Source organism: Flavobacterium sp. CFS9 (assembly GCF_041154745.1).
Classification (GTDB): Bacteria; Bacteroidota; Bacteroidia; order Flavobacteriales; family Flavobacteriaceae; genus Flavobacterium.
Genome location: NZ_AP031573.1, coordinates 603,661 through 616,418 on the forward strand (window position 1 = coordinate 603,661; position 12,758 = coordinate 616,418).

The 12,758-nt window shown below is 36.4% G+C and carries 15 protein-coding genes; all 15 read left to right on the forward strand.

Annotated elements, in window-relative coordinates; translation table 11 throughout:
• Positions 1 to 18 precede the first annotated feature (18 nt).
• On the forward strand, positions 19 to 750 hold the full coding sequence (locus tag ACAM30_RS02450; RefSeq protein ID WP_369617082.1) for an MIP/aquaporin family protein: 732 nt from the start codon (positions 19 to 21) through the stop codon (positions 748 to 750).
• 435 nt (positions 751 to 1,185) lie between these two features.
• A complete protein-coding gene (locus ACAM30_RS02455) occupies positions 1,186 to 1,647 on the forward strand; it encodes a MarR family winged helix-turn-helix transcriptional regulator (protein ID WP_369617083.1) in 462 nt (153 codons plus the stop codon).
• Positions 1,648 to 1,651: 4 nt separating this feature from the next.
• Entirely contained in the window at positions 1,652 to 2,284 is a 633-nt protein-coding gene (locus ACAM30_RS02460; RefSeq protein WP_369617084.1) for an NAD(P)H-dependent oxidoreductase, read from the forward strand.
• Between the two features lie 30 nt (positions 2,285 to 2,314).
• Entirely contained in the window at positions 2,315 to 2,881 is a 567-nt protein-coding gene (locus ACAM30_RS02465) for a YceI family protein (RefSeq protein ID WP_369617085.1), read from the forward strand.
• 209 nt (positions 2,882 to 3,090) lie between these two features.
• Positions 3,091 to 4,371 carry a hypothetical protein gene (locus ACAM30_RS02470; RefSeq protein ID WP_369617086.1) on the forward strand — a complete coding sequence of 427 codons (1,281 nt, stop codon included), beginning with the start codon at positions 3,091 to 3,093 and terminating at the stop codon, positions 4,369 to 4,371.
• A gap of 299 nt (positions 4,372 to 4,670) precedes the next feature.
• Positions 4,671 to 6,071 carry an anthranilate synthase component I family protein gene (locus tag ACAM30_RS02475; RefSeq protein ID WP_369617087.1) on the forward strand — a complete coding sequence of 467 codons (1,401 nt, stop codon included), beginning with the start codon at positions 4,671 to 4,673 and terminating at the stop codon, positions 6,069 to 6,071.
• Positions 6,072 to 6,191: 120 nt separating this feature from the next.
• A complete protein-coding gene (locus ACAM30_RS02480) occupies positions 6,192 to 6,641 on the forward strand; it encodes a hypothetical protein (RefSeq protein WP_089076425.1) in 450 nt (149 codons plus the stop codon).
• 79 nt (positions 6,642 to 6,720) lie between these two features.
• Positions 6,721 to 7,287, forward strand: coding sequence for an aminodeoxychorismate/anthranilate synthase component II (locus ACAM30_RS02485; RefSeq protein ID WP_369617088.1), 567 nt, complete (start codon positions 6,721 to 6,723; stop codon positions 7,285 to 7,287).
• Positions 7,288 to 7,359: 72 nt separating this feature from the next.
• Entirely contained in the window at positions 7,360 to 7,767 is a 408-nt protein-coding gene (locus ACAM30_RS02490; RefSeq protein ID WP_369617089.1) for a GNAT family N-acetyltransferase, read from the forward strand.
• 86 nt (positions 7,768 to 7,853) lie between these two features.
• The gene (trpD, locus tag ACAM30_RS02495; protein ID WP_369617090.1) at positions 7,854 to 8,846 is read left to right on the forward strand and encodes an anthranilate phosphoribosyltransferase; all 993 of its coding nucleotides are present in this window, start codon (positions 7,854 to 7,856) and stop codon (positions 8,844 to 8,846) included.
• A 70-nt stretch (positions 8,847 to 8,916) separates the two neighbouring features.
• A complete protein-coding gene (trpC, locus tag ACAM30_RS02500) occupies positions 8,917 to 9,696 on the forward strand; it encodes an indole-3-glycerol phosphate synthase TrpC (RefSeq protein WP_369617091.1) in 780 nt (259 codons plus the stop codon).
• A gap of 100 nt (positions 9,697 to 9,796) precedes the next feature.
• Positions 9,797 to 10,459, forward strand: a complete 663-nt coding sequence (locus ACAM30_RS02505) for a phosphoribosylanthranilate isomerase (protein WP_369617092.1) — start codon at positions 9,797 to 9,799, stop codon at positions 10,457 to 10,459.
• The gene (trpB, locus tag ACAM30_RS02510) at positions 10,449 to 11,630 is read left to right on the forward strand and encodes a tryptophan synthase subunit beta (RefSeq protein WP_369617093.1); all 1,182 of its coding nucleotides are present in this window, start codon (positions 10,449 to 10,451) and stop codon (positions 11,628 to 11,630) included. Before ACAM30_RS02505 ends, trpB begins: the two co-directional genes overlap by 11 nt.
• Positions 11,631 to 11,643: 13 nt before the next feature.
• On the forward strand, positions 11,644 to 11,964 hold the full coding sequence (locus ACAM30_RS02515; RefSeq protein ID WP_369617094.1) for a gamma-glutamylcyclotransferase family protein: 321 nt from the start codon (positions 11,644 to 11,646) through the stop codon (positions 11,962 to 11,964).
• Between the two features lie 9 nt (positions 11,965 to 11,973).
• The gene (locus ACAM30_RS02520) at positions 11,974 to 12,711 is read left to right on the forward strand and encodes a carbon-nitrogen hydrolase family protein (protein ID WP_369617095.1); all 738 of its coding nucleotides are present in this window, start codon (positions 11,974 to 11,976) and stop codon (positions 12,709 to 12,711) included.
• Positions 12,712 to 12,758: the final 47 nt, after the last annotated feature.

A 12,758-nucleotide genomic window follows, 5' to 3' on the forward strand; every position in this document is an offset into this window, starting at 1 on the left:
CTAACTAAACCGTAAAAAATGACTCCTTTTATAGCAGAAATTCTTGGCACAATGATCATGATTCTATTAGGGAATGGCGTTGTGGCAAATGTATTACTTAAAGATACCAAAGGAAACAATTCCGGCTGGATGGTGATTACATCAGCCTGGGCGTTTGCCGTTTTTGTGGGCGTTACTATCGCAGGACCAATCAGCGGTGCACATTTAAATCCTATTGTTACATTAGGTTTGGCCCTGATTGGAAAATTTACCTGGAATCTGGTTCCTGCTTACATTCTTGCTCAAATGATTGGAGCTATGTCAGGTGCTTTTTTGGTGTGGTTGTCTCATAAAGATCATTTTTCCGCCACAGAAGATGAAGGAATTAAACTTGCCTGTTTCTCTACATCGCCCGCAATCAAAAACAATCCCTCCAACTTAATCAGTGAAGTCATTGCCACCTTTGTTTTAATTTTTTCTGTCTTTTATATTGCCGGGCCAAGTCTGCAAATCGCTACAGATGCTAATGCTACAATTGGTTTAGGTACTATTGGAGCGCTTCCGGTAGCCATAGTGGTCTGGGCAATTGGTCTCTCACTAGGAGGTACGACGGGTTATGCCATAAATCCGGCAAGAGATTTAGGACCTAGAATCATGCATGCTGTTTTACCTATAAAAGGAAGCAGTAACTGGGGTTATGCCTGGATTCCAATTGTAGGTCCCATCATTGGTTCCGGATTGGCTGCAGCACTATATCTGGCCATTAATTAATACTTTACATAAGAGTTCTCAAATTTATTACCCGTGGGTTTCTTCTGTCGCGAACTCGCGTGAGGGATAGAAGCGATCTGCCGCAGCAGTGCGGATAGCCCGACAGCATCCTGATAAGAGGGCGTATAAGCACAACGTAACTTTGCCCTCTTATCGGGATGGTGGCACGCCCTACTAACCATTAAGCTCTCTCTCAATATAAGATTTTATCAAGGTTTTAATCTTTTATAAAGCTATGATCGTTTTAAATAATCATTAAATAATTTAGAAATCTTACATCAAATCAAAAACTTATAGTATTTTTACTCTAATTCTATAGGCTTTATAAAGTTTGTAATTCGTGTTGTTTTTAATTAACAAAAAATTAACGATACATTTGTATATACAACTATTAAAAGTTATACATTTGTATATACAAATTATACACTTACGACTATGACAATTGAAGAGGTTATAAAAAGTACAGTTAAGATGGATAATGCGAGAAAAGTTATTCTGAATATTATGTACACGCAAAATGTGATTCAGGATCATTTCAACGAATTGATAAAACCGTATGATCTGTCCGGAGAACAATATAATGTACTGCGTATATTAAGAGGACAAAAAGGAAACCCTGCTAATATGTGTGTGATACAGGAGCGAATGCTGGCCAAAACGAGCAACACGACCCGATTAGTAGACAAATTATTATTGAAAGATTTCGTTACCAGAAATGTTTGTCCCGGTAATCGACGTAAAATTGAAGTTCTAATCACCCAAAAGGGATTGGATGTACTGAAAGAATTAGATCCGAAAGTAGACGAGCATGAGCGTTTGTTTGCTGCAAATTTAAGTCCGGAAGAATTAGAATTATTAAACCAATTATTAGAGAAATACAGAACCCAACAAAATTAAATTTATGAGTACATTATTAGACAATCTAAACTGGAGATATGCAACAAAGAAGTTTGATGCTACCAAAAAAATATCTTCGCAAGATTTAAACACTTTAAAAGAAGCTGTTAGATTAAGTGCTTCTTCATACGGATTACAACCTTACAAAGTTATTATCGTTGAAAATCCGGAAATCAGAGAAAAATTAAAAGCTGCTGCTTACGGACAGACACAAATTACAGATGCTTCTCAAATTTTTATTTTCGCTAACGATTTAAATCTTGGAGCAGATTCTGTAGATGCTTACATCAACAACATCAGTGAAACAAGAGGTGTTCCTGCTGACGCTTTAGGCGGATTCAGTGACATGATGAAAGGAACTATTTCAAATCTGTCTGTTGAAGCTAAAAACATCTGGACAGCAAAACAAACTTACATCGCTTTAGGAACTTTATTGAGTGCTGCTTCTGAATTAAAAATCGATGCAACTCCAATGGAAGGATTTAATGCGGCGGCATTTAACGAAATCTTAGGCTTTGATAAATTAGGCTTAAACACTTCCGTTATAGCAACTGTAGGATACAGACATGATGAGGACGAAACTCAACACTACAAAAAAGTTAGAAAATCACACGAGAATTTATTTATCACTATATAATTATTATTAATCAAAATCAATTTTAACAAAATGAAAAATTTAAAGACAATTGCAATAGCATTATTCGTAGCAGTAGCTGGAATTTCAGTAAACGCACAAACTAAAAAAATCGACGTAAAAGCAAGTACGATCAAATGGGTAGGTAAAAAAGTAACCGGAGAGCACTCAGGAACTGTAAACTTCAAAGAAGGAGCAGTAGTTTTCAAAGGAAAAAAATTAACAGGTGGTAGCTTCACTGTTGATATGACTTCATTAACAGCAACTGATATCACCGGAGAATACCAAGGAAAATTAAACGGTCACTTAAAAGCTGACGATTTCTTTGGAACTGACAAATTCCCAACTGCAAAATTAGTTTTCAAAACTATCGGAGCAAAATCAACTGATGTTTACACAGTAACTGCTGATTTAACTATAAAAGGAATCACTAAACCTGTAACTTTTGATATCGCTGTGAAAGGAAATACTGCTACAACAGCTTTCAAAGTGGACAGAACTAAATACGATATCAAATACAACTCTGGTAACTTCTTCCAAAACTTAGGAGACAAAACTATCAATGACGAATTTGAATTGACTGTAGCTTTAAAATTCTAATAGCACAAAAAAAACAGCAATTCTTATTATTATAAGAAAAACCTCAATAGTTTAACACTGTTGGGGTTTATTTTTGCGTTTTTTCCAAAAAAATAACATTCTTAATACTCCCCTAACGCTTTCGTAATACCATACTGGACTTTGATTAACATTGGCCTTCTACTTTTGAACTTATTAAAAATCAAAAACTGGAAATCAAAATCATAGTTATGAAAGCAAAAATACATCTTATAGTTGTCACGGTTCTTAGTACTTTTTTTCTACAGGCACAACAACAGCCTAAAGGTATTATTGGTACCTCAAACTGGATGAACAACTGGACCAATTTTAAACCTGCCAATACTGAATATAGCGAAGCCACAAACATTATTGCAGGTACCATCAACAAGGACACCAAACTTCTTAAACGCAATACATATCAATTAGTCGGGGTAGTTTATGTTACCAACAATGCCGTATTATCTATCGAACCGGGAACTGTAATAAGAGGTGATGATAAAACATGTGGAACTCTGGTAATTACAAACGGATCAAAAATTGTAGCCGAAGGTTTAGAAACTGACCCTATTGTTTTTACCTCTAATAAAGAAACTACCCAAAGAAAACCGGGAGACTGGGGTGGGATTATTATTTTGGGAAAAGCTCCAATCAATACACTTGGAGGAGTACATACACTGCCTTTCGATCTGGAACCGATGCTAAACCACTACGGTGGTCAGGATGCTGAAGACAATTCTGGAGTTTTAAAATATGTACGAATTGAATATTCCGGCCGAAAACTAAGTGCCGCCAAAGAACTTAACGGGCTTTCGCTTGCCGGAGTTGGAAAAAAAACAGTTTTAAGCAATATTCAAATTAGTTACTCCAACGATGATTCTTTTGAATGTTACGGCGGAGATTTAAACCTGAACAATCTGGTTTCTTATCGCACCACCGATGATGATTTTGACTTTACTCAGGGCGCTCAAATCAACATCAACAACAGTATTGCTATTCGTCATCCCTTTTCATCAGACATTTCGGGTTCAAGATGTTTTGAAGTTGATTCTTATGACAAAATTGGAAATACAGACATGAGCAAAAAATTGACTAAAATTAATGCCAGTAATATTACGCTTATAAATCTGGAAGAAAACAATCAGGGACTCGTGAGAGAATCTGTTTACGTCAGAGAAAACACTTTTTTTAATTTTACGAACAGTATTGTTTCCGGATTTACACCTTTTGTTCTACTGGAAGGAAATATTGGAAACGGCGAGGTTAACTTGGGGAAAATTACCTTCAAAAACTTAATAGTCAATAACTGTAATGGTGGAATCACAAGCGAAGCCGGCGGAGCTAATGCTGCAATTGAAAGTTATTACAACAATCCCATTTTTGACATTAACTTTACTAAAATCAAAAACAGCGAATTGTTTACAACTCCTAATATCAAAGGAAATCCGGACTTTAGGATGAACGTAAACAACACCATAGCCATTGGTAATTAAGCCCTTAAAGCAACCTAACAACAAAAAAATTTAACAAATTTTAAAATTTAGAAAAGTTTTTTTTGACTTTTTATGTCTTTTAATTCAAATTACATTTATATATTTGTGAAATCAAAATAAGATATGAGAACAATAATGAACAATACTTGGTGGTGGAAGAATTTACGTCAAACGTCGTGAACAAAGCTTCCTATGGTATTGTAAAACTATAAATATAAAAGGCTTGTCATCACGACAAGCCTTTTTTTTTGGTCTAAACTCTGATAAAAAAATTTATTAAAAATAAAAAACGAAATACTTTGAAACCATTTACACTCAACACACACTACAAACAAATTCTGGCAGATACCATTACGCCGGTAAGTGTTTATTTTAAAATCCGGGACAAATTCCCAAACAGCTTGTTATTGGAAAGTAGTGACTATCACGGAAATGACAACAGTTTCTCTTACATCTGCTGCAACCCTATCGCAACAATTAAAATCGAAAACGAGACCATTTCAAAAACTTTTCCAGACGGAACTAAAGAACGAATCTCCATCGACAGCTCAACGAATATTCCAGAAATTATTCAGGAATTTTCAAGCCAGTTTCAATCAGAAAAAAATGATTTTAAATTCATCAACAATGGTTTATTTGGATACATTTCTTACGATGCTGTTCGTTATTTCGAAAAAGTTTCGATTGCCAAAAAAGACAGAGCTACTTTAATTCCTGATTTATTTTATGCTGTTTATCAAAACATCATTGCCATCAACCACTTTAAAAATGAAGCGTACATTTTTTGTCATAGTGTCGATGGAAGAAACAATATTTCGGAGATTGAGCAATTATTACAATCCAGAAATATAGCCTCTTATAAATTTACTAAAGAAGGTGAAGGTTTCTCTAATTTAACGGATGAAGAGTTCAAACACAATGTAGCTCTAGCCAAAAAACACTGTTTCCGTGGAGATGTTTTTCAACTGGTACTTTCACGTCGTTTTACGCAAGGTTTCAAAGGTGATGAATTCAACGTGTACCGTGCTTTGCGAAGTATAAATCCTTCTCCGTATTTATTCTTCTTCGATTATGGCGATTTCAAAATATTCGGATCTTCACCTGAAGCACAAATCATTGTAAAAAACAGAAAAGCAGAAATTCATCCTATAGCCGGGACTTTCAAAAGAACCGGAAATGACGAACAGGACGCTGTTTTAGCCAAACAACTTTCAGAAGATAAAAAAGAGAACAGCGAACACGTGATGCTTGTCGATTTGGCCAGAAATGATTTAAGCCGAAATGGACATGATGTAAATGTCGAAAAATACAGAGAAGTTCAGTTTTTCTCGCATGTCATTCATTTGGTTTCCAAAGTAACAGGGCACTTACATGAAAAAGCAACCACTATGCAGGTAGTAGCCGATACTTTCCCCGCAGGAACTTTAAGTGGAGCCCCAAAACACAGAGCCATGCAACTAATCGAAAATTATGAAAAAACAAATCGTAATTTCTATGGAGGTGCTATTGGGTTCATGGACTTTGAAGGTAATTTCAATCACGCTATTATGATTCGAACATTCCTGAGTAAAAACCACCAATTACACTGTCAGGCCGGTGCCGGAATTGTTGCCAGTTCTGATGAAGAAAGCGAAATGCAGGAAGTTTACAATAAACTGAGAGCATTGAATACAGCTTTAGAGATGGCGGAGAAAATATAATTTTTTTTGTTTCAGGTTTCAGGTTTCACGTTGTTGAAATGCAAACAAAACCTCAAACCTGAAACCTGAAACCTGAAACTAAAAACTTAAAAACAACCATAAACACAAACTAAAAAGACGATGAAGAACATTATTCCATTTTTGATTGCTATTGTATTATTTACTTCCTGTGAAGCTAAAAAAGAATCGAACACACTTCCTTTAAGCGGAACCTGGCGTCTGATATCAGCTGAAACCACCGAAAAAGATTCTACGTTCTCGACTTTCAATCCAAAAACAAAAATGATTAAAATTATAAATGATAGCCATTTTGCTTTTTTCAATCATGATTTAAATAACGGTAAGGATTCAACAAATGCAGTATTCTTTGGCGGAGGTGGAAAATACACTTTAAAAGACAGTATTTATACCGAAAATCTGGAATACTTTAATAACCGTCAATGGGAAAATAATAAGTTTGAGTTTGTTGTAAAAATTAAAAACGATACTCTGATTCAAAAGGGCATCGAAAAATTAGAAAAATTAGGAATCGATCGAATTATCACTGAAAAGTATGTTCGGGAAAAATAAAAATTAGTTAGCAGTCTCAGTGTACAGTCTCAGTAGACTTAGTAGCTGAGGATCTTAGCAACTTAGAACCTTAAAAGAAATGAAAAAAATATTAGTTATAGACAATTACGATAGTTTCACTTATAATTTAGTACACTATCTGGAAGATTTAAACTGTGAAGTTACGGTATACAGAAACGATGAGTTTGATATTGATGAAATCGCCTCTTTTGATAAAATATTACTTTCTCCAGGTCCCGGAATACCGGATGAAGCAGGGTTATTAAAAGCGGTGATTCAGAAATATGCTCCAACCAAAAGTATTTTAGGTGTTTGCTTAGGACAGCAGGCTATCGGAGAAGTTTTTGGAGGAACACTTTCAAACCTTGACAAAGTATATCACGGTGTTGCTACAAATGTAAAAACAGTAGTTTCAGACGAAATTCTGTTTGAAGGTTTGGGTAATGAATTTGAGGTAGGACGTTACCATTCCTGGGTAGTTGACAGTAATTTACCTGACGCTCTTGAAGCCACTTCAATTGATGAAAACGGACAAATCATGTCGTTAAGACACAAAACTTTTGATGTTAGAGGCGTTCAGTTCCATCCGGAAAGTGTTCTGACTCCAAAAGGAAAACTGATTTTAGAGAATTGGATTAAGAGTTAGTAAAAAAATAGTTTCAGGTTTCAAGTTTTAGGTTATTGGAACGTGAAACCTGAAACCTGAAACTGAATAACGATGGAAATACAAATCAAAGAAACTAAAGATATTAATATTGAGGAAATAATAGTACTGTACAAAGCAAACGAATGGAGTTCTGCTCACAAACCAAATGAATTGTACAATGGTCTTTTAAACTCTGAAACTTTAATAACAGCCTGGGAAGGAAAAAAATTAATTGGACTTGGAAATGCCATTTCTGACGGGCATTTAACCGTTTATTATCCACATTTACTAGTACTTCCGGAATATCAGGGAAAAGGGATTGGAAAATTAATTTTGGATAAGATGCTCGAAAAATATCGTCATTTTCATATGCAAATGCTGACTGCTGACGGAAAATCAGTTGACTTCTATAAAAAGAATGGATTTGAACGCGCGGGAAAAACGGAGCCCATGTGGATTTACCAAGGCAATGAACATTAGAAAAAATTTACAGTCTCGGTCCCAGTATCCAGTATTAGTGAAACCTTAGGATCTTAGTATCTCAGAACCTTAGCAACTTAAAAAAAATGAAAAACATACTAAATAAATTAATCAATCACGAAGTGCTTTCGAAAGAGGAAGCCAAAGACGTGTTGATTAACATCTCAAGCGGGGCTTACAACCCAAGTCAGATTTCGGCATTTTTGACTGTATTTATGATGCGAAGCATAACAATTGATGAGCTTTCCGGATTTCGTGAAGCCTTATTAGAATTGTGCATTCGTGTCGATTTATCGGCCTACAACGCTATCGATTTGTGCGGAACGGGTGGTGACGGAAAAGATACTTTCAACATTTCAACTTTAGCTTCCTTCGTAGCTGCCGGAGCGGGAATAAAGGTCGCAAAGCACGGAAATTATGGGGTCTCCTCTATTTCGGGATCCAGTAACGTAATGGAAAAAATGGGAATAAAATTCAGTAACGATCCGTCATTTTTAGAAAAATGCATCGATCAGACAGGAATTTGCGTATTACACGCTCCCCTATTTCACCCTGCCATGAAACATGTGGGACCAATCAGAAAAGAGCTGGCTGTAAAAACATTTTTCAACATGTTAGGTCCAATGGTCAACCCATCGTTCCCTAAAAATCAGTTGGTAGGTGTTTTCAATTTAGAACTAGCCCGAATGTACGCTTATTTGTATCAAAACACCGATGTTAATTTTACCATCCTGCATTCGCTTGACGGTTACGATGAAATCTCATTAACCGGTCCGACAAAAATCATTACAAGTAATATGGAAGGTATGCTGAAACCCGAAGATTTTAACGTTCGTCTTTTATCACAAAGAGAAATTGAGGGAGGAAGAACCATCGAAGAATCAGCAGATATGTTTGTGAGCATTATTTCCGGAAAAGGAAGTGAGGCTCAGAATAATGTGGTTTGTGCAAATGCGGCAATGGCTATTTCAACGGTAACCAAATGCTCTCCTCAGGAAGGTTTTAAGCAGGCTAAAGAAAGTTTGTTTTCCGGAAAAGGCTTAAAAGTTCTAAAAACATTACAAGAATTAAGCAAATAAAAAAATGTTTCAAGTTTCAGGTTTCAAGTTATTGGAGCGAACCTGAAACTTGAAACCTGAAACAAAAGATATGAATATACTCGATAAAATAATAATTGATAAAAAACGAGAAGTCGTCCTTAAAAAATCAATCATTCCGGTTTCACAATTGGAAAGTTCCATTTTTTTTGGAAAAGAAACGATTTCTTTAAGTCAAAAACTAAAGACAAGTTCGACAGGAATAATTGCCGAACACAAACGCCGTTCTCCATCTAAATCAGTTATCAATCATAACTTCACCGTGGAAGAAGTTGTCAAAGGATATGAAAATGCAGGTGCCTGTGGAATTTCGGTTTTAACTGACGGAAAATACTTTGGCGGCTCATTAGACGATTTACTTTTAGCGAGAGCGAGCGTCAATATTCCGCTTTTGCGAAAAGAATTTATCGTTGATGAATATCAGATCTTAGAAGCCAAAGCGTATGGAGCCGATTTAATTTTACTGATTGCAGCGGTTTTAACCCGAGAAGAAATTAAATCCTTATCCGAATTTGCCAAACAATTAGGGTTAGAAGTTTTACTGGAAGTCCACAATCAGGAAGAATTAGAGAAATCTATAATGCCAACCTTAGATATGATTGGTGTGAACAACAGAAATCTAAAAACTTTTGAAGTAAGTCTGGACTTCAGCAAACAGCTGGCCTCTCAGATCCCGAATGATTTTGTAAAAGTTTCAGAAAGCGGAATTTCGTCTGTTGAAGCAATTTCAGAATTAAGACCTTACGGTTACAGTGGTTTTCTAATTGGAGAAAACTTTATGAAAACAGACAATGCCGGACAGGCAGCAACTGAATTTATTAATCGGCTGTAAGCCATATCCTATAAGCAATAAGCTTTTAGCAAAAAATTAAATAAACAGCACAAAGTAAAAAGCCTAAAGCTTATTGCCTACTGCCTAAAGCATAAAAGAAATGAAACTAAAAATCTGCGGTATGAAATATCCCGACAATATACTCGAAACAGGAGCCCTCCTGCCCGATTATATGGGATTTATTTTCTGGGAAAAATCCGCACGTTATTTTGACGGAACGATTCCGGAATTGATTCATACCATCAAAAAAACCGGTGTTTTTGTAGATGAAACAGTTGATAACGTACTATCAACAGCAGACAAATATCATTTACAGGCCGTTCAGTTACACGGAAAAGAAACCGTAGAATTTTGTCAGGAATTAAAAGCTAAGATCGATGCCAAAATTGATGTGACTATTGAAATCATAAAAACATTCTCGATAGATGACGGTTTTGATTTTGAAGTGCTGGCACCTTTTGAAAAGGTTTGCGATTATTTCCTGTTTGATACAAAAGGAAAATTACCGGGCGGAAACGGAACTACTTTTGACTGGAAGATATTAGAAAATTATAAATCTGAAAAACCAATCTTCTTGAGCGGTGGCATCGGAATTGAAGAAATACCTGCGATAAAGAACCTCAAAGTACCTATTTACGCTATCGATGTAAACAGTAAATTTGAAATAGAACCAGGATTAAAAAATACAAGTCTATTAAAAAAGTTTCAGAAAAATCTAAAACCTGCTACTTTAAACCCAAAACAACTATACAATGAATTATAACGTTAACGAAAAAGGATATTACGGAGAATTTGGAGGGGCTTACATTCCCGAAATGCTTTATCCGAATGTAGAAGAATTACGTCAGAATTATCTAAAAATAACAAGCGAACCAGATTTTAAAGCAGAATTTGACCAATTACTGAGAGATTATGTAGGTCGTCCAAGCCCGCTTTATTTCGCAAAACGCTTATCAGAAAAATACAATACCAAAATCTATCTCAAAAGAGAAGATTTAAATCACACCGGAGCACACAAAGTCAATAATACGATTGGACAGATTCTGGTTGCCAAACGTCTGGGCAAAAAAAGAATTATTGCGGAAACCGGTGCCGGTCAGCATGGTGTAGCAACCGCTACAGTGTGCGCCTTGATGGGATTGGAATGTATTGTGTATATGGGTGAAATTGACATCGCACGTCAGGCACCAAACGTAGCCCGTATGAAAATGTTAGGCGCAGAAGTACGTCCGGCACTTTCAGGTTCCAAAACATTAAAAGATGCTACAAATGAAGCTATTCGTGATTGGATCAATAATCCGGTAGACACCCATTACATTATAGGTTCAGCAATTGGCCCGCATCCGTATCCGGATATGGTTACCCGTTTTCAAAGTGTTATTTCAGAAGAAATCAAATGGCAGTTAAAAGCAAAAGAAGGGCGTGAAAATCCTGATTATGTAGTGGCTTGTATTGGTGGAGGAAGTAATGCAGCCGGAACCTATTATCACTTTCTGCACGAACCTGAAGTTGGAATTATTGCCGTAGAAGCTGCCGGAAAAGGTGTCGACAGCGGTCATAGCGCTGCCACCAGTAAATTAGGAAAAATGGGGATTATTCACGGCTGTAAAACACTATTGATGCAAACTCCGGACGGACAAATCACTGAACCGTATTCCATTTCTGCAGGCCTTGATTATCCGGGAGTTGGCCCTATGCATGCACATTTGGCACAAACCGGCCGCGGAGAATTCTTCTCTGTTACTGACGATGATGCGATGAATGCAGGTTTACAGCTTACCAAACTGGAAGGAATTATTCCGGCCATTGAAAGTGCACATGCTTTTGCTGTTTTAGATCAGAAGAAATTCAAACCAAACGATATTGTCGTTATCAGTCTTTCCGGTCGTGGAGATAAGGATTTAGACAATTATATTGAGTATTTTAAATTGTAATAAAATAGCAACTATGGAAAAGTTATTCTCTTACGGAACATTGCGATCAAAAGAAATTCAGATGCGCCTTTTTAATAAGGTGTTAATTGGAACCCGGGATCAGCTTCACGGTCACAAACTAAAAAGTCTGCAAATCGAAGAAGAGTTTGGAATGGCCGATTATGTTGTAGTCGTACCAAGCGCAGCCTCTACGGATCCTATACACGGTGTTGTTTTCGACGTCACAAATGCTGATTTAGCTAAAGTAGATCTATTCGAATCAAACGCCTATAAAAGAGTTCAGGTAATCTTGAATTCCGGAACAGTTGCCTGGATTTATATCGAAAACAAATAATCGTAAACCATGATTCTGACAGCAGCACAAACCAAACCATTCCGCGAGGATATTGATTCCAATTTATTAGAGCACTATCGCCTTGTTGATCTGGCCGTTCAGAATGGAGCACAATTAATTGCATTCCCTGAAATGTCCATCACGGGTTACGAAAGGGAATATGCCCAAAAACTGGCTTTTCAAAAAGACGATTCAAGATTGGATCATTTAAGAAAATTAGCTGTAGAAAATAATATCGTTATTATTGCGGGAGCTCCCATTCAAATTGAATCAGAATTATTTATCGGCGAATTTATTATTGCTCCGGACAATTCTGTTTCGATATACACTAAGCAATTTTTGCACGAAGGAGAAGACGATTTTTTTGAATCTTCGTTTGATTATAATCCGATGATTGAAATAGAGAATCAAAAAATTTCATTTGCTATTTGTGCTGATCTTGACAATCCGCTGCATCCGCAAAATGCATGCAAGAGAAAAGCAAGCTTATATATTGCCAGCATTTTCTTTTCGCCAAACGGAATTCCAAATGCTTACAGGCAGTTACAAAGTTATGCTGAGGAACATCAATTGAATGTGCTGATGTCTAATTTCAGCGGAGAATCGTGGGGATCACCATCAGCCGGGCAAAGTGCTTTCTGGAATAATAAAGGTGAACTTGTTAGGCAGATGAACGATACAGATACCGGCCTTTTATTGGTGGAATATCAAAACGAAAACTGGACCGGTAAAGTTGTAAAAAATTAAAAATACAATATAGAAGTCCTAATCAGGGCAGGATAAACTTTAAACCT